Origin of the sequence: Nocardiopsis dassonvillei subsp. dassonvillei DSM 43111 (assembly GCF_000092985.1) — a bacterium.
GTDB lineage: Bacteria > Actinomycetota > Actinomycetes > Streptosporangiales > Streptosporangiaceae > Nocardiopsis > Nocardiopsis dassonvillei.
The window spans coordinates 710799-728417 of sequence record NC_014210.1 but is presented as its reverse complement, the minus strand read 5'-3'; the positions used below and the strand labels follow the sequence as shown (position 1 = coordinate 728417).

Below are 17619 nucleotides of genomic sequence, written 5' to 3'. Positions count from 1 at the left end.
GGGCTCCGCCCGGACGGCGGCACACCAGATGGAGCCGGTGCGGCCCACGCGGAACACGGCACGGCACGGCACGCGGTCCGGTCGTACGGACGGCGGGCCGGTGCAGCCGCTGTGGGCCTGGTACGACCACGACGGGCTCCGGGTCACCATGTCCCGAACGGACCCGACCGGCACAGACGGAGCGGCCCCGACCGGTGTGGACCGCGGGGGTCCTAGGCGCGGTCCTCCTCGTCGGCCTGGGCCAGGGCGAGCCTGCTGAGGGCCGCCGCGGCCTCGTCGGGGTCCGCGCCCTGACCCACCGCCACGCCCAGGAGGTAGGTGGTGAGGGGCGCGGCGGGCCGGGCCACGGAGTGGGCGGCGTCCCGGGCGAGGTCGAGCACCCGGTCGACGTCCTCCTTGCGGAGCGGTTCGGTGCCGGTCAGGCCCAGTTCGCTTCGGACTGCTTCGGCCCATTCCACGAGGGTCACCGCATGACTCCTTAGAGCAATATATTGGCTACATTCAGCAATCATATCCACCGGGGGGTCACCCGGTGGACACACGGGCGCACGGGCACGGTCACCGACCGCTCGGACTGCCCACGCCTGGTCTTCGGGCGCGGTTCCCCCGCACCCAAACCGAGGTTCATCCCACGAGCCTAGCGTCGGAGACAGCCGTCCCCGGCGTAGGCAGCCGTCCCCCCGGCGTTGGGAGCCACCCGCATGTCCCCGACCGACCGTACGTCTCCGGCCACGCGCATGTCCCCGGCCGCTCACCCGTCCCCGGCCACACGTGTACCCTCCGTGCCCTCGGCCGCTCCCCGAACGGCGGCCGACCACGCGTCCGCCCGCGTTCCCGCTGCCGGGCACCGGGCTCCGGCCGCCCACACGCCCCCGCTCGACCGCGTGCTCCCGGCCGACGCCCGGGGGCCGCTGAGGGTGGCGATCGTGACGGAGTCCTTCCTCCCCCAGGTCAACGGGGTGACCAACTCCGTGTGCCGGGTCGCCGACCTGCTGGCCGCGCGCGGCCACGAGGCCCTGGTACTGGCCCCCGGGCCCGGTCCCTCCTCCTACGCGGGTTTCCCGGTGGTCCGACTCCCCTCCGTGCCCCTGCCGTTCTACCGCGACTTCTCCGTGGGGCTGCCCGCGCGGCGCGTGATGACCGCGGCGATCCGCGCCTTCGCCCCCGACGTGCTGCACCTGGCCTCGCCCGCCCTGCTCGGGGCGGCGGCCGTGGAGACCGCACGGCGGTGGGCGCTGCCGACCGTGGCGGTCTTCCAGACCGACCTCCCCGGCTTCGCCGGGCGCTACCGCCTGCCCGGCGGGGACGCCCTGTGGTCGCTGCTGCGGCGCACGCACGCCGCGGTGGACCGCACGCTGGCGCCGTCCTCGGCCACCATGGAGGCGCTGTCCGCGCGGGGGTTCCCCCGCCTGGACCTGTGGCGCCGCGGGGTCGACGCCCAGCGCTTCTCCCCCGCGCACCGCGACGAGGAACTGCGGCGCGGGCTCGCTCCCCACGGGGAGACGATCGTGGGCTACGTGGGGCGGCTGGCCAGGGACAAGCGGGTGGAGATGCTCGAACACGTGTCCCGCCTGCGCGGGATCAGGCTGGTCGTGGTGGGGGACGGCCCCGAGCGTGCGCGCCTGCGCAGGCGCCTACCCGACGCGGTGTTCACCGGGCAGCGCACCGGCGGTGACCTGTCGCGCCTGTACGCGTCCATGGACGTGTTCGTGCACACCGGGGCGGACGAGACGTTCTGCCAGGCCGTCCAGGAGGCGCTGGCCTCGGGGGTGCCGGTGGTGGCCCCCGCCTCGGGCGGGCCGCTGGACCTGGTGGTGCCCGAACACAACGGACTGCTGTACGCCCCGGACTCGGTGCGCGAACTGCGGGTGGCGGTGGGGCGGCTGGCCCACAACCGCCAGGTGCGGGAGCGGATGGCGCGGGGCGCACGGCCCTCGGTGGAGCACCGTACGTGGGAGGCGGTCGGTGAGCAGCTGCTCGACCACTACCGGGCGGTGATCGCCTCCAGCGCGGAACTGGCCGCACGCGAGGCGGGGGCGGAAGGCGCACCGTCGGGTCCGAGGTGAGCGCCGGGGCGGCGCCCACGCGGCGGACCGTACCGGACCCTCGGCGCCGGGGCGCGGACGTGCCGCCGGAGTGGGGGCGGTGTGCCGCGGAGGGACCGCGACCTCCCGCCGCACGGAGCCGGACAGGGATCCGGCCTCCCCCGGAAGGAGCGGCCGGGGGAGGCCGGATGACGGTGCGTCCGCCCCGCCCCCTTACAACGGGGCGGACGCGGGGAGCGGTCAGCTGACCGCCTGTGGTTCGGCGGACCGGGGCAGGACGGCCCCGGTGTCGGCGCCCGTGGGGAGCAACGTGCCCAGGACCTCGTCGAGGCGGTCCAGGTGTGCGCGGATCCAGGGCAGCGCCAGCGGGTCCGTGGCGGCGAGGGCGGCGTAGCGGCGTTCCTCGGTGTCGCCGTAGAGCAGGCTGGTGGCGACCCGCATGCGCAGGGCCTCCGCGCCCTCCCCGAACTCCGCGGCGGGCAGCACGCCCATCCCGAAGCGGTCCAGCAGCAGCCCGGTCAGGTCCGGGCCGGTGGCCACACCGTGGAGGGCGGCCAGCCGCTCCCGGACCGGCTCGAAGTCGGGGTAGAGGTAGAAGGCCGCCCGGGGCGCGGCCACGGTCGCGCCCGCGCGGGCGAAGGCCCCGGTGACCGCCCCTGCGACGATGCCGTGCAGACGGCGGCTGCGGTCGACGTGGTCGAGGAGTTCGGCGGGTTCGGTGAAGGCGTGCGCCGCTGCCTCCTGGACGGGGGCGGCCGGGCTCGACCAGATCTCGCTGGCCACCCCGAGCAGCCCGCCGCGCAGGCGGTGGCCGATCTCGGAGTCGGGCAGGCGTACGACGCCGATGCGCCAGCCGCCCAGGGCCAGGTTCTTGCTCAGCCCGGTGGAGACGACGGTGCGCTCGGGCGCGTACTCGGCGGGGCTGTGCACCTCGGCGGGCTCCTCGCCGGGGGCCGCGGGGTGGAGGAGGTCGCGGTAGATCTCGTCGGAGATGACGATCAGGTCGAGTTCGCGGGCCACCTCGCACAGGCGCCGGACGGTGTCGGCGCCGGCCACGGTGCCGGTCGGGTTGTCGGGAACGGTGACGATGACGGCGTTGACCGCGCGCCCCTGCTCGCGGGCGGCGGTGACGGCGGCGTGCAGCAGGTCCGGCTGGGGTACGCCCCCCTCACCGGTGGCGGTGGGGACCATGACGGGCCGCTGCCCCACCAGGCGGCTCTGCGCGGCGTAGCTGACCCAGCTGGGCGCGGCGATCGCGGTGTCGCCGCCGATCTCCAGCAGGAGGCTGTACAGGAGCGGCTTGCTGCCGGGCCCGGCGATGACCAGTCCGGGGTCGGTGGGCAGCCCGCGGCGCTCCCAGTACCCGGCGGCGGCCTCGCGCAGGGCCGCGGACCCGGCGACGGGCCCGTAGGCGTTGGCGCCGTTCCCCGCGGTGAGCCGGTCGCGCATGACCGGGTGGACCGGGAGTCCGGCCTCGCCGAAGCCCAGGGGGAGCACGCGGACTCCCTGGCGGCGCTTCTCGGCGAGCGCTTCGTTGACGGCGAGGGTCGCGGACACAGTGACGGTCATCGAGGACTCATCTCCGGTTTGTCGTGAATGCGGGTGATGCGTGGACTGCCGCTCCACCTGGGAAGACGGCCCGTCACCCCACAGACTGCCCAGGTTCGGGCATCAGTACAAGCGCGTCTTTTCGATGCTGAGCGTAAGCTTCTCTTATGCTCGATCTGCGTCGTCTGCACGTCCTCCGCGAGTTCAGCGTCCGGGGGACCATCGCCGCCACCGCCGCCGCCCTCGGTTACACGCCCTCGGCCGTGTCCCAGCAACTGGCCACCCTGGAGCGGGAGACGGGCGTCGCGCTGCTGGACCGCTCCGCGCGGGGCGCCGAGCTCACGGACGCCGGACGGCTGCTGGTGACCCAGGCCGAGGACATCCTGGCGCTGGTGGAGGCGACCGAGTCGGTGCTCGCCGAGCAGTCCGACCTGGCGCTGGGCGTGGTCACCGTCACGGCGTTCCCGACCGCCGCCGTGGCGTTCGCGCCCCTGTTGGTGCCGCCGCTGCGCCGGCACGAGGGGATGCAGCTGCTGCTGCGCCAGACCCTGCTGGCGACGGGGACCCAGCAGGTGCGCTCACGGGAGGTGGACATCGCCCTGGTCGACGACTGGTCCGGACAGCACCCCGGGCGCGGGCCGGAGGGCGGCCTGCGGCACATCAACCTGATGCGCGACCCGATGGTGCTGGCGGTGCCCCGGGGGCACGCGCTGGCCGATCCCTCGACCCCGGTGGTGCTGGAGGGACTGCTGAACGAGTCGTGGATCGTGACGCCCGAGAGCGAGCGTTCGCGCTACGGAACGGACCGGCTCCTGTCCGAGGTGGGCGGGCTGCCCTCCGCGGCCTGGGAGTTCGAGGGGCTGGGAACGGTGCTGAGCCTGGTCTCGCGCGGGATCGGGATCGCCGCGGTCCCGGCCCTGGCGATGGTGGGGGCCCCGGCGGGGCTCGTCTACCGGAGGCTGCCCGCGTCCGCGCCCGAGCGGCACGTGTACGCGGTGGTGCGGTCGGTGGCGGCGAGGCGGCCGGCGGTGCAGGTGACGCTGGCGGCGTTGAGGGACGCCGCGCAGCAGGTGAACAGGGAGATCGCCGGGATCATGGTGGCCTGACCACCGGCTCCGGGCCGCCACGCACCGTCGCGACCGGGTCCTGTGTCAGCACGCGCTCCACGGGTGCCCGGCCGCTGGCACCGGTCCGCTGCGCGCCGACCCCGCCGGGCCCCGTCGGCCCGTGCTCCACGGGCACGCGGCCGGACCCGCCGAGGGCCGGTCCCCTTCGGCGGGGCACCACGGTCCGTTCCGGCCCCGGGGCGAACCCTCCGGGAGGGGCCTCCTGGAACGACGCGTGGCCCGAACCCCCCGGGGTCGGACCACGTTCGTCGTCGTTCACTCTTTCTCCCTGCCGCGTGTCCGGTCGATCCGGCGGCGCAGTCTGCGGCAGACGTGGAGTGCCCGGTCACGGTCGTCTCGGGCGTTCCACCATCGGGCGTAGGCTTCCAGTCTCCTTTTGCGCAGTGCCTCCAGCTCGGCCTCCATCCGGTTCACCCGGTGCTCCAGGTCGATGCGCTCGCGTTCGAACACCGACATGTCGCGCTCGTGGAACCCCGCCTCCCGCTCGGCGCTGACGAGCCGATCGGTGAGGCCCTCGGTGGGGTTGCCCCGGCCGGTCTGTGCACTGATCCCTTCGAACCACACAACATCTTGTGTATCCCGCACGGGGACAACATCACCGGTCGCTACGCAAAGAATACGGAAAGTGGCAGAAGAATCGAAACATCAACCAAACGGCTCTTTCGGACACCTCAGGCGGCGACCAGCCCCTCCACCCGCGCGGGAGCCGTGCCCCGCAGACGGGTGTAGACCTCCTCGAACCGCTCCAGGGACCGGTGGTGGTCGTGCCGCCGCGCGAGCTCACGGCTGGCCGCGCCGAGCGCGCGCCGACCGGGGCCGAGCACGAGGAGCAGCCGGTCCGCCAGGCGCACGGGGTCGCCCGGCGGGAAGAGGAACCCGTTGCGCCCCTCCTCCACCAGGTGCGGCAGCGCCATCGCGTCCGCGGCCACCACCGGCAGACCGGTGGACATCGCCTCCAGGGTGGCGATGCTCTGCAACTCGGCCACACCCGCGATGGCGAAGGCGTCCCCCGCCGCGTAGACCAGGGGCAGGTCCTCGTCCGGGACGAACCCCAGGAAGAACACCCGGTCCGCCACCCCCAGCTCCGCGGCCAGCGCGCGCAGCTCCTCCTCGCGCTGACCGGTCCCGGCCAGGGCCAGCTGGGCGTCGCGTTCGGGCACGATCCGCGCGAGCGCCCGGATGGTGTCGTCGATCCTCTTCTCCGCGTCCAGCCTGCCCACGAACACGATCGTGTCCCGGTCGGGCAGACCGAACCGGCGCCGGGCCGCGGCGGGGTCCTCGTGGGGGCGGAACCGCTCCAGGTCGATCCCGCACGAGATGGCCTCGACCTCACGCGTGAACCCCTTCTCCCGCAGGAGCCGGGCCGCCCGCGGGGTCGGCGTGGTCACGTGGTCTGCCTCCCCCGCCACCCGGACCATGTCCCTCCAGGCCAGGAGGCCCGCGAGTTCCTGCATCGGCGCGGGGATCCGGGCGTGCGCGTACAGGTTGTCCGGCATGAAGTGGTTGGTGAGCACGACGGGGACGCCTGCGGCACGGCCCCTGCGCATCGCCGAGCGGCTGAGCGGGAAGTGGCTCTGCGCGTGCACGACGTCGGGGTCCAGGCGCTCGATGACCCTGGCGATGTGCCCGCCCATCCCCAGCGGGACGGCGGCGCGCATGAAGGGGATGGGGGCCGAGCGCAGGCGGTGCTCGGTCACCGCGCCGTTGACCGTGACGTGGGGTTCGCCCCGCTCGGAGGGGCACACCACGTGGACCCGGTGCCCCCGTCCGGCCAGTCCCTCGGCCAGGCGGTGGGTGAAGTATCCGGCCCCGTTGACGTCGGGGGGATAGGTGTCGCTGGCGATCAGGACGCGCAGCGGGCGTTCGGCCATGGTGGTCTCTCCTCAGCGTTCGGTGTCGGCGGCGACGACCTCGGGGTTGCGGTGGCGCGCCTGGGCGAGGGCGATGGTCCCGGCGACGGCGAGGCAGGCGAAGACCAGCGCGCCGATCTGGGCGGGAAGGGTCCGCGGCGCGCCCTCGCCCAGGAGGAGGGCGCCGATGGCCACGCCGACCACGGGGTCGGTGATCAGGAGGGTCGCGTAGGCGGCGGTGAAGTGCCCGGTGCGGTAGGCGTTCTGCATCAGGAGGGCGCCGAAGACCGCCGCGACCACCGCGAGCGGGGTCAGCCAGCTGATCAGGCTGGTCCAGTCCCCGACGGCGTTGGCGGCCAGGACGCGGGCCAGGCCGGACGTGGTGCCCATGGCCGCCCCGCCCGCCAGGGCGAGCAGGAGGGCCCGGGCCCCGTTGTTCATCCGGTGCGCCGTGAAGTGGACGACGGCTCCCGCGCCGAGGACGACCCCGGTGAGCGCCAGTGCCGTGCCGGTGCTCATGACGGGGCTGTCGGCGGTGTGCGGGAACAGGGAGATCACCCCGGTGAGGCCCACCATGACGGCGATTCCGGCGATGATCTGGGAGGGACTGACCCGGCGGCGGTTGAACAGGGCCGACAGCACGATGGCGAACAGCAGGCCGGTCACGCCGATCGGCTGGATGATGGTCAGCGGCGCGCCGCTGAGGGCCAGCAGGTGCAGTCCCGCGCCGAGGACGGCGGCCGCGCTGCCGATCATCCAGCGGGGCTGACGCAGCAGGTGCAGCAGGAACCCCGCCTTCGCCACCCGGCCGCCGGGGGCGCGGACGGCGTCGCGCTCCTGGAGGGCGGAACCCAGTGCCAGGGTGAACGCCCCGGCCACGGCGATGAGGATCGGCACCAGCATCAGCGCCACCGCCCCACGGGTGTCCCCCGTCTCCTGAACATCGCCGAACCCCCTGTGTCCCGCCGTCTCGGCAACGGTACGGACGGGCCCCGCGTCACGGCGATAACGCCAGCCCCCCATCCGTCGTGGTGGTAACCCCACCACGTCCGCACCTACCCGGTACCGGTTTCGGTACCACGTCGTCTCGGGGTACGGGCGACCGTTTGTCCGTGGGGGGTGTGCCCGGGAGGAGCCACGTGACACTATGGCCGGTATTGGTCTAGACCGGATAGGAGCGGTTCGCCGTGCCCGACACTTCCCCCTCCCTCGTCCCCCGTCCCCACACCTCGGCTCCGGGAGACGCCGGGGGCCTCACGCTGACCGCCTCGACCAGGGTGTCCGCCGACCCCGACGCCCGGGGCACGCTCGCGTGGCTCCAGCGTGAACTCGGGGCGGCCACCGGCCTCCCCCTGGCCACCGGCGACGAGGCCAGCGCCCAGATCCGGCTGAGCGTGGACCCCGAGGCGGGTCTGGGCCGCGAGGGCTACCGGCTGATCGTGGACGCCGAGGGAGCCATCATCGTGGGCAACGACCCCGCCGGGGTGTTCTACGGTGCGCAGACCCTGCGCCAGCTGCTGCCCGCCGACGTCTACCGGGACGCCCCGCTGGGCGGTGCCGAGTGGGCCCTGCCCGCCGTGAGCGTCACCGACGCGCCCCGTTTTCGCTGGCGGGGCGTGATGCTGGACGTGGCCCGTCACTTCGTGCCCAAGCGCGAGGTGCTGCGGTTCATCGACCTGCTGGCCATGCACAAGCTCAACGTCCTGCACCTGCACCTGACCGACGACCAGGGGTGGCGCGTGGAGATCCGCCGCTACCCGAAGCTGACCGAGGTGGGCTCCTGGCGGACCCGGAGCCAGGTGGGCGCCGCGAAGCCGCCGGTGTTCGACGAGCGCCCGCACGGCGGCTTCTTCACGCAGGACGACATCCGCGAGATCGTCGCCTACGCCGACGCCCGGCACGTGGCCGTCGTCCCCGAGATCGACGTGCCCGGCCACTCGCAGGCCGCCATCCACGCCTACCCCGAGCTGGGCGAGTGCGGACGGATCCCGGTCGGCGACCAGTGGGGGATCTTCGAGGAGGTGCTCGCGGTCACCGACAACGTCCTGGAGTTCTACCGCAACGTCCTGGACGAGCTGATCGAACTGTTCCCGAGCACGTACGTGCACGTGGGCGGCGACGAGTGCCCCAAGACCCAGTGGCGGGCGAGCGCGTCCGCGCAGCGGCGGATCAAGGAGGAGGGGCTGGCCGACGAGGACGAGCTGCAGAGCTGGTTCATCCGCCAGCTGGACGAGCACCTGACCTCGCGCGGCCGCCGCCTGGTCGGCTGGGACGAGATCCTGGAGGGAGGGCTCGCGCCGGGGGCGACCGTGATGTCGTGGCGCGGCGAGGAGGGGGGTGTCGCGGCCGCGCGGGCCGGTCACGACGTGGTCATGAGCCCCACCCGCACCTCCTACCTGGACTACCGGCAGTCGGAGTCCGGGGACGAGCCCGTCCCGGTGGGCACGCTGCTGCGGACCGAGGACGTGTACCTGGCCGAGCCGGTCCCCCCGGGGCTGACCGAGCAGGAGGCCCGGCACGTGCTGGGCGCGCAGGTGAACGTGTGGACCGAGCACATCGACTCGCCGCGCAGGCTGGACTACATGGTCTTTCCCAGGCTGTCGGCCTTCGCCGAGCAGGTGTGGTCGTCCGGTGAGCGCGACTACGCCGAGTTCGAGCCCCGGCTGAGGCGGCACCTGGAGCGGCTCGACGCGGCCGGGGTGGAGTACCGGCCGCTGGAGGGGCCGCGCCCGTGGCACACCCGCCCGGGGGTGGTGGGCTGGGGGTGACCCCGCGACCCCGGGAGCCGGAGGCGCTCCCGGGGCGCCGGAGCCCGGAAAGCACGGCCGGGGAGGCCCGGGCCCCTGCGGCGCCGGTCCTGCGGGCGCCTCCCCCGGGGATCAGAAGTAGGTGGCCGCCATCTCCACGACGGTGTCGGCGTCGTCCACCACCGGCAGGACCCGCCAGCGGTCGAAGGCCGTGCACGGGTGCGAGATCCCGAAGGAGACCAGGTCGCCGGGGCTGACCCGCAGTCCCGGCGCGATCCTCAGGTAGGCGTGGTGGTCGTTGAGGTCGGTCACCTCCATGCCCCCGGCCTCCACGGTCGCGCCGTCCGCGCGGCGCAGGCGGCGCGGCACGGGGAACCCCTGGTCGTGGTTGGCGTCGCGTCGCCCCATGCCGACGATCGCCAACCCCTCCTCCGGGACGGAGGTCACCTGGGCCCACAGCTCCAGGGCCCCGGCCAGCGCGTCGGGGCCCTCCGGCAGGCGTCGGTAGGGCGTGGTGCGCCGGTACAGGCCGTCGTCGTGGACCACGTAGGCACCGCTGCGCAGGATCGGCAGGACGTCCCCGCGTCCGCCGAGCTCCTCGGCGACCAGGTCGAACCACGCGCTGCCGCCCACCGACAGCACCGGCCTCTCCAGGCCGTGCCGGGCGGCCAGCGCCGCGGCGTCGCCGACCAGGTCGCGCAGGAAACCGCGCACGCCGTCGGCGTCGCCGAGCGACCCCTCGTAGCCCGCCACCCCGGCCGGTTCCAGGCCCGGCGCCCCGGCGACGGCCTCGGCCACCGCGAGCAGTTCCTCCCGGGTGCGGCAGCCGGTGCGCCCGCCGGGGACCCCCCGCTCGACCAGCACCCGCAGGGGCCGCCCGGCGGGGCCTCCGCCGGGCCGGTCGGCGGCCGCCTCCGCGGCGACCGCCACCCCCTCGGCGGAGTCGGCGTAGAAGAGGAACTCGAAGTCGGGGTCCTCGTCCAGCTCACCGGCCGCCCAGCGCAGCACCCGGCCGTCGAGCAGCTCGTTGGCGAGCAGGATCCGGCGCACGCCGAACCGCCGGAAGTCCAGGACCTGGTTGGCGCTGGCGGCGGAGACCCCCCAGGCGCCCGCGTCCAGCTGGCGCTGGATGAGGGCCGGAGCCATGGAGGTCTTGCCGTGCGGGGCGAACAGCAGCCGGTGGCGCTCGGCGAAGTCGGCGAGCGCGGCGATGTTGCGGTCCAGCGCGGAGGCGCGCAGGACCATCAGCGGCCAGGTGAAGGGGCCGGTGAACAGGTGGTCGCGGCGGGCCGCGAACTCCTCCAGGGGAATCGGGGCGTCCGTCCACCACAGGCCCTTGGTGCGCCAGTCGACGTGTTCCCGGGGGATGGTCAGCCGATCGCTCACGTGGTGTCCGCCTCCTGGTCCGAACGCCCCGCTTCCGGGGAGACCGCGGCGCGGTCTCCCCGGAAGCGGGGTCCTCGTGTGGGTCGGACCGATCATCCCACCTGACACCGCCCGGGGCCAGGGAGCGCTCCGGGCTCGGTCCGGGGATCGCGCCCCCTGCGGGGCGGACGCGGTTCCCGGGCCGACGCGGGTCAGCGGGGCAGGGGCAGCGTGGGGATCCTGACCACCGGCTGGGACCGTTTGGTCCGGGCGGCGATGGCCTCCTGGCCGACGTCGGGGTAGTCGGTGATGAAGCCGTCGACCTTCCAGCCCAGGACGGTGTCCATCCGGGAGCGCTCGTTGATGGTGTAGGGCATGATCTCCATCCCCGCCTCGTGGACCCGCTCCACGTAGGCGGCGTCGATGGTGGTGTGGTTGGGGTTGATCATCTGTGCCCAGTCGTGCTCGTCGATGCTGCTCTCGGGGACCCGCCCGAGCAGGGCGTGCGGCACGGACGGGAGCAGGTCCTTGGAGCGCCGCACCGACTCCCAGTCGAAGCTCTGCAGGACGAGGCGTCGGGGCTCACCGTCCGGGTTGGGTTCCAGCCAGGTTCCGCGCCCGGTCAGCTCGTCGGCGATCTCCTGCTCGATGCCGGGGTAGAGTCCGGGCTCCTTGAGCTCCAGGAAGAGGTTGAGGTCCAGCTGCTCCATGCGGTCGAGCCCCTCCGCGAAGGTGGGGACGGGCTCGCCGTCGAAGGAGGAGTCGAACCACGCGCCCGCGTCGAGTCTGCGGACCTCCTCCATGGTGAAGTCGCCGACCTCGTAGGAGCCGCGGTCGGGGAAGACCTCCTCGACGTCGGTGGTGCGTTCGAGGGTGGTGTCGTGCATGAGCACGAGGACGTCGTCCTTCGTGCGCTGGACGTCCACCTCCACGGTCTCGGCTCCGAGCCGGTCGGCCGCGTCGAGGGCGGCCAGGGTGTTCTCGGGCGCGTGACCGGAGGCTCCGCGGTGGGAGACGGCGATCAGCGGGCGTTCGGATGTCGTCGTGTACTCGATGACTGCGGATCTGGTGACGTCCGACCACCGGGGGTCGGCGTCCTGTGTCGCGGACGATGCGCTCGCGCCGGTGACGACGAAGAACGACACGGCTGCGACGACGATGCCGATGCGCTGCACCGGACCTCCCAAGTGCGCGTGAACTTGTCGGCTGCTTCCTCAGGCTGGGTGCGGATGGTGACCTCGTGGTTACCGTCTGCGGAGCAGTCGGTGATCCGCCGCCCATCATCTGGTGATGTGTCCGACAGTTCGACGACATTCTCACTTAATGCATCCATTTGGTTACTTCATGTACGGTTTTTGACCCCCGCGCCCGTGAGCGATTACCCAGAGGCTGCGAACATCACTATGAGTAGTCGATGGGAAGGAACACTGATGCGCAAGCACCACAAGAGGTGGGTCGCGCTGCTCGGCGCCGCCGCGATCGCGTCGTCGGGACTGGTCGGTCTCCCGGGGGCGGTGGCGGCCGACGAGAAGGACATGCGGACGCTGGCCTGGCCGGAGATCAGCCAGAGCGTCTCCTCGTACAGCCTGGACGGCTACGAGATCGGTTACCTGCCCGCCGAGCTGGAGCGGAACGGGATCCACGCCTCGACCACGACCGACCGGCTGGGCAACAGACAGTCGCAGCTGTCCTGGATGCGCGGACCCGACCAGCTGCTCGGCAGGGTCTCGATCCTGCGCTCGGACAGCATGGAGCAGCTCGACGACCTGCGCGAACGCCGGTACGGTCACCTTCCCGAGAGGACGCTGGAGCGCCTGGACTCGGGCGAGGCGCTGCGCAGTGAGGCCTACCTGTCTCCGGAGACCGGCGACCTGTTCTGGCTCGACGAGCCGGGCGTGGCCGTGGCCCTGTACCTCCAGCCGGACAAGTGGGGCAGCGGTGAACTGGTCAGGATGGCGGAGTCGCTGACCAGGAAGGAGGAGGCGCCCGCGGAGGGGACCGATGAGCCCGCCCCTGAGGGGTCCGGATCGCAGGAACCGGAGGCCGAGGAGCCCGCGCAGGACGAGCCGAACGCGCAGGAGCCCGCGCAGGAGGGGTCCGGCGGCGAGGCGGGCGGCGCCGCGTCGGACGGAAGCTCCGGCGGCGAGGCCGGTGCCGAGGCGGCGCAGGACGGGCCCGCCGAGGAGGAAAGCCCGCAGGAGCCCGCGGAGCCGGCGTCCGGGACGACCGGGGAGAAGGAGTCGCAGGAGCCCGCCGGTGCGGACGGAAGCACGTCCTCCGCCGACGGGACTCCGGTGGACACCGCCCCCGTCGGACGGCCCGAGACTCCGGAGACCCCCGAAGCCACCCAAACCTCCGAGACCTCACAGACCCCCGAGAGCCCGTCCGCGCAGGGCGGAGAGGCAGCGCAGGAGCAGCCCGCCACCGGGGACGGCGCGCAGGGGGCGCCGGCGGAGACCGGAGGGACCGCGGACTCCGAGCAGCCCGGGGTGGCCCGCGTCCGGATGGCCAAGGAATGTGTCGTCAGCCGGTTCGTGAGCTTCGAGACCGGCGAGACCCGCCTGGGCGAGATGACCCCGGCCAGCACGCAGTTCGTGGAGCGGGCCGTGGCCGCGGAGCGGCTCGGCGACGGGGACCTCGACCGCCTGCTGGCCACCGTCTGGTACTACGGCGACGAGGGCGTCAAGACCGTCGCCGTCGAGCACTGCGCCGAGGACGTCCAGATGTCGCGCACCGAACTGGAGGGGCTCATCTCCGACCTCGGCGAGATGATCGCCGTGCTCGTGGAGGAGGCCGAGAAGCACGACGCCACGCACGAGGAGAACGTGGCGCGCACGCTGGAGGAGGTGAACGCCACCCTGCCCGTGGAGGTGGACGCCACCGAGGTCCTGGACCCGATCGGCGCCCAGGAGTGGGCCGAGCTGGCGCAGTCCCTGCCGTGGAGCTTCCCGACCGGGACCTCCTGAGCACCGCGCCCGCCCGCCGGCCGCCAGGCGGCGGTCGGCGGGCAGCACGATGCGGGCCGGCCCTGAGGGCCCCCTACATCCAGTCAACCCGGGGCCGGGCGCACGCACCAGCCCCGGGTTCTCCCTGTGGACGACGCCGCAGCGCCCGTCCCTCCCCCGGAGAACCGGCGACGGCCCCACGGATCACTCGCGCACAGCCGCCCTGAGGGCGGACACCCCTCCCACCGGCGTCCCGCTCGGCCGCCCCTGCCAGGGCACCGGGCACCGCTCCCACGAACCAGACATCAGCCCATTCGTATGGACAACCCATGATGTAACGTCACCTCAAGTCCGCGTCCGGGTGACCGTGGTCGCCCTCCCGGCCTCCGCGTCCCCCACCGGGGGCAGGCCTGGACCGGTCCGCGGTGGCGACCCCGCCACCACCGCCCCCTGAGGAGGACCCGCTCAGATGCCCCCCGGTTTCACCACCCGCCCCCAGCTCCGCGGCGACTTCGGCATGGTCGCCTCCACCCACTGGCTGGCCAGCGCCACCGGCATGTCCCTGCTCGAACGCGGCGGCAACGCCTTCGACGCCGCCGTCGGCGCGGGGTTCACCCTCCAGGTGGTCGAGCCCCACCTCAACGGCCCCGGCGGGGAGGTCCCCGTCATCTTCCAGGCCGCCGGAAGTTCCCCCCGCGTCCTGTGCGGCCAGGGCGTCTCCCCCGCCGCGGCGACCGTCGACGCCTTCGCGGGCATGGACCGCATCCCCGGCAGCGGCGTGCTCGCCGCCACCGTCCCCGGCTCCTTCGACGCCTGGATGCTGCTGCTGCGCGACCACGGCACCATGACCGTCCGCGACGTCCTCGACCACGCGATCGGGCTGGCCGAGCGCGGCTACCCCGTCCTGGACCGCATCGCCGCCGCCGTCGAGGCCCTCACCCCCGTCTTCTCCCGCCACTGGGCCGGTTCGGCGGCCGTCTACCTCCCGCACGGCGCCGCGCCCCGCCCCGGCTCCCGGCTGCGCAACCCGGCCCTGGCCGCCGCCTACCGGCGGATCGTCGCCGAGGCCGAGGCTTCGGGAGGCGACCGCGAGGCGCAGATCGAGGCGGCCCGGCGGTCCTGGTCGCAGGGCTTCGTCGCGGAGGCGGTCGGGGACTTCCTGTCCTCGCCCGTCCCCAGCGGCACGGGCGAGCCCCAGCGGGCCCTGCTCACCGCGCAGGACATGGCCGACTGGAGCGCCTCCTACGAGGAGCCCGCCAGCGCGGCCTACGGCACCCACACCGTGCACAAGACCGGCCCGTGGGGGCAGGGGCCCGTCATGCTCCAGCAGCTGCGCCTGGCCGAGGTCCTGGGCACCGGACACGACGTGCTCGACGGGGTCAGCGCCGACTTCGTGCACGGGGTGACCGAGGCGGCCAAGCTCGCCTTCGCCGACCGCGAGGCCTGGTACGGCGACCCCGACTTCACGGACGTGCCCCTCAAGGAGCTGCTGGGCGCCGACTACACCGCGCGCCGCGCGGCACTGGTCGACGGTGCGCGCGCCAGCATGGAGCAGCGCCCCGGCACCGTCGGCGGCCGCACACCCTTCGAACCGCCGCTGTACGTGCCGGGCCGCACCCCCGGCGACCGCACCACGGGCGAGCCCACGGTACGCCAGGACGCCGTCGCCAACCCCGCCGACCTGCGCGGGGACACCTGCCACGTGGACGTCGTGGACGCGTGGGGCAACATGGTCTCGGCCACCCCCAGCGGCGGCTGGCTCAGCAGTTCGCCGGTCATCCCCGCCCTCGGGTTCCCGCTGGGAACCCGGGCGCAGATGTTCTGGCTCGACCCGGCCTCCCCCAACGCCCTGGCGCCCCGCAAGCGCCCCCGCACCACCCTGTCCCCCACCCTGGTGACCAGGGAGGACGGCCAGGCGGTGCTGGCGATCGGCACCCCGGGCGGCGACCAGCAGGACCAGTGGACGTTCACCGCCCTGCTGCGGATCCTCAACGGGGTGGAGAACCTCCAGGAGGCCCTGGACACCCCGATGTTCCACACCACCGCCTTCCCCAGCTCCTTCCACCCCCGCGAGACGGTTCCGGGCGGCCTGGTCGTGGAACCGGGCGCGGGGGCACGGACCGTCGAGGAACTCCGTCGGCGCGGCCACCGGGTGCAGGTCGCCCAGGAGTGGACGCTGGGGCGCCTGGCCGCCGTGGCCCGCGACCCGGAGACCGGCGAGCTGCGCGCCGCCGCCGACGCGCGGGCCTCGCAGGGGTACGCGGTCGGCCGCTGAACCGGCTCTGAACTGCACGGGACCGGAGGAAGACGAAACGGCACGCAACGCGGTGCGGCGTTGCCCGGGATGCCCGACGCAGGGGGGTTGACAGCGCTTACCTGCATTGATCTGGGCTCTTGCCAAATCGCCCGGTCACTGCTTATGTAGACCTTGTGCGACGGCACTCCGGGAAAGCTCCCGACCGCGTTCCGTCAGAACTCAATACCACCGCATCAGGGTTCGTGCGCTGTCTCCCCCTCCCTCAGTGACGGCCCTGTTCCCCCTCCTGACCGAGGCCTGCCCTCCCCTCCCGGCTGGGTTTTTCGGACAAGGAGAACGAGCGGGCCTTGGCACCACCGGCGCGGTGGTGCCAAGGCCCGCTCCGTGTGTGCGCTCGGGCCGCGCGGCGTCAGGTGTTGACGCGCACGGCTCCGGCGTAGTTGGCGGTGCGTACCGGGGTGACGCGCACGTCCAGTCCGGTGCGCGGCGCCTCCAGCATCATGCCCTCGCCCAGGTAGATGGCCACGTGCGAGATGTAGTCGGGCGCGGTGGGGTCCGTGCGCCAGAACAGCAGGTCGCCGCGCTGGAGGTCGTCGAACTCCACGCGCTGTCCGGCGTTCCACTGGTCGTGGGTGACCCGCGGGATGGACACGCCCGCCTGGGCGAAGGCCCACTGGAGCAGGCCCGAGCAGTCGAAACCGCCCTCCGGGGTCTCGCCGCCCCAGACGTAGGGGACGCCCAGCTGGCTCTCGGCGTGGTCGATGACCTGCTCGATGACCGAGGGGGCCACGGCCTCGCCCTCGACGAGCGGTTCGGGCGAGTCGGCGACGAGCTGGAGGGAGACGTCCTCGCCGAGGGCCTCGGCCAGGGCCTCGTGCAGCTCGGCCAGGTCGGCCTCGGGCGCCGAGACCACCAGGGCGTTGCCCCTGGGCATGCCCAGCTCGGCGGCGCGCTCGCGGGAGACCAGCGCGTCGATCCCGGCGATGCCGGAGGTGGCGTGCGTCCACACCTCCAGGGGGACCTCTCCGCGCCCGCCCGCGACGGTGACCTCGCGGCCGACCTCCAGTCCGCGCTCGGTGCCGACGTCCTTGGACAGGGCGACGTGGCCCTCGGCGACGCCCTGCCAGATCTCGTCGGACCCGGCCGAGGGCTCGGGGGCGTGGTTGCGGAAGCTGGAGGGGTTGACGCCGAGCACCGAGGTGGGTTCGCCATCGATCTCGACACGGGCGGCGTCCACGGCCAGGACGCTCTCGACGCCCTCGATCCCGCGGACCGCCTCGACGGCCTCGCGCGGCAGGGCGCGGGGGGCGACCGCGAAGTACTCGGTGCTGCGGGCCTCGCGGAAGGGGGCGACGTAGGCGTCGCGCCGCAGCTGGGAGTCGGAGACCTCGGGGGACTGCTCGGACGTCTCCTGCCGGGGACCGGTGGCGCCGGAGGCCTCGGAGGAGAGCTGTTCGCTGATGGGGGGACGGTCCTCGACCACCGGCTCCGCCCAGGCCGGGGTGGTCCCGAAGGCGGTGAAGGCGACGGCGAAGGCGGCCGTGGTTCCCACACACGTTCTCAAGCGGCTCCGCACGGGGGGATCTCACCTTTCTGCGAGTGAGCCGACCGGGGGTGGGGGACCCCTGCGGCGTACGGCCTGTTGCCGGTTTTGCACTTTCCGGATCCAAGAATGGGCGTACCGGGACGAGTTTTCAAGAAGCCCACGCCGTCCGATACCGGACCGCCACCCGGT

The 17619-nt window shown here is 73.6% G+C and carries 13 protein-coding genes; 5 read left to right on the top strand and 8 right to left on the bottom strand.

Translation table 11 applies throughout. From position 1 onward, the window contains the following. Positions 1-212: 212 nt before the first annotated feature. The gene (locus NDAS_RS02960; RefSeq protein WP_013151639.1) at positions 213-467 is read right to left on the bottom strand and encodes a DUF6457 domain-containing protein; all 255 of its coding nucleotides are present in this window, start codon (positions 465-467) and stop codon (positions 213-215) included. A 459-nt stretch (positions 468-926) separates the two neighbouring features. On the opposite strand from NDAS_RS02960, the gene NDAS_RS02955 reads away from it, so the two are divergent. After that, entirely contained in the window at positions 927-2066 is a 1140-nt protein-coding gene (locus NDAS_RS02955) for a glycosyltransferase family 4 protein (RefSeq protein ID WP_232051635.1), read from the top strand. 219 nt (positions 2067-2285) lie between these two features. Here the strand turns inward: NDAS_RS02955 and NDAS_RS02950 are convergent, their stop codons facing one another. Further along, positions 2286-3614 (bottom strand): pyridoxal phosphate-dependent aminotransferase, encoded by a 1329-nt coding sequence (locus NDAS_RS02950; protein WP_013151637.1) that lies wholly within the window; start codon positions 3612-3614, stop codon positions 2286-2288. 146 nt (positions 3615-3760) lie between these two features. Between NDAS_RS02950 and NDAS_RS02945 the strand changes: the two genes are divergently transcribed. Then, entirely contained in the window at positions 3761-4699 is a 939-nt protein-coding gene (locus NDAS_RS02945) for a LysR family transcriptional regulator (RefSeq protein WP_013151636.1), read from the top strand. Between the two features lie 276 nt (positions 4700-4975). Here NDAS_RS02945 and NDAS_RS02940 read toward each other — a convergent pair whose 3' ends face one another. The 3 genes from NDAS_RS02940 to NDAS_RS02930 all read right to left on the bottom strand — a co-directional run bounded on the left by NDAS_RS02940 (position 4976) and on the right by NDAS_RS02930 (position 7473). Further along, positions 4976-5284, bottom strand: coding sequence for a hypothetical protein (locus NDAS_RS02940; protein ID WP_013151635.1), 309 nt, complete (start codon positions 5282-5284; stop codon positions 4976-4978). A 107-nt stretch (positions 5285-5391) separates the two neighbouring features. Continuing rightward, positions 5392-6591, bottom strand: a complete 1200-nt coding sequence (locus NDAS_RS02935) for a glycosyltransferase (protein WP_013151634.1) — start codon at positions 6589-6591, stop codon at positions 5392-5394. A 12-nt stretch (positions 6592-6603) separates the two neighbouring features. Beyond that, positions 6604-7473 (bottom strand): DMT family transporter, encoded by an 870-nt coding sequence (locus NDAS_RS02930; protein ID WP_197724868.1) that lies wholly within the window; start codon positions 7471-7473, stop codon positions 6604-6606. Positions 7474-7757: 284 nt separating this feature from the next. Between NDAS_RS02930 and NDAS_RS02925 the strand changes: the two genes are divergently transcribed. After that, a complete protein-coding gene (locus NDAS_RS02925) occupies positions 7758-9338 on the top strand; it encodes a beta-N-acetylhexosaminidase (protein ID WP_013151632.1) in 1581 nt (526 codons plus the stop codon). Between the two features lie 111 nt (positions 9339-9449). On the opposite strand, the gene NDAS_RS02920 is transcribed toward NDAS_RS02925, so the two are convergent. Beyond that, entirely contained in the window at positions 9450-10703 is a 1254-nt protein-coding gene (locus NDAS_RS02920) for an alanine racemase (RefSeq protein WP_013151631.1), read from the bottom strand. Between the two features lie 191 nt (positions 10704-10894). Then, positions 10895-11857 carry a glycerophosphodiester phosphodiesterase gene (locus tag NDAS_RS02915; RefSeq protein ID WP_013151630.1) on the bottom strand — a complete coding sequence of 321 codons (963 nt, stop codon included), beginning with the start codon at positions 11855-11857 and terminating at the stop codon, positions 10895-10897. Positions 11858-12112: 255 nt separating this feature from the next. On the opposite strand from NDAS_RS02915, the gene NDAS_RS02910 reads away from it, so the two are divergent. After that, positions 12113-13648: an ICP22 family protein gene (locus tag NDAS_RS02910; protein ID WP_013151629.1), complete on the top strand. Its 1536-nt coding sequence runs from the start codon at positions 12113-12115 to the stop codon at positions 13646-13648. 448 nt (positions 13649-14096) lie between these two features. Then, positions 14097-15902 carry a gamma-glutamyltransferase family protein gene (locus NDAS_RS02905; RefSeq protein ID WP_013151628.1) on the top strand — a complete coding sequence of 602 codons (1806 nt, stop codon included), beginning with the start codon at positions 14097-14099 and terminating at the stop codon, positions 15900-15902. 391 nt (positions 15903-16293) lie between these two features. Here the strand turns inward: NDAS_RS02905 and NDAS_RS02900 are convergent, their stop codons facing one another. Beyond that, positions 16294-17460 (bottom strand): C40 family peptidase, encoded by a 1167-nt coding sequence (locus tag NDAS_RS02900; RefSeq protein WP_013151627.1) that lies wholly within the window; start codon positions 17458-17460, stop codon positions 16294-16296. Between the last annotated feature and the right edge of the window lie 159 nt (positions 17461-17619).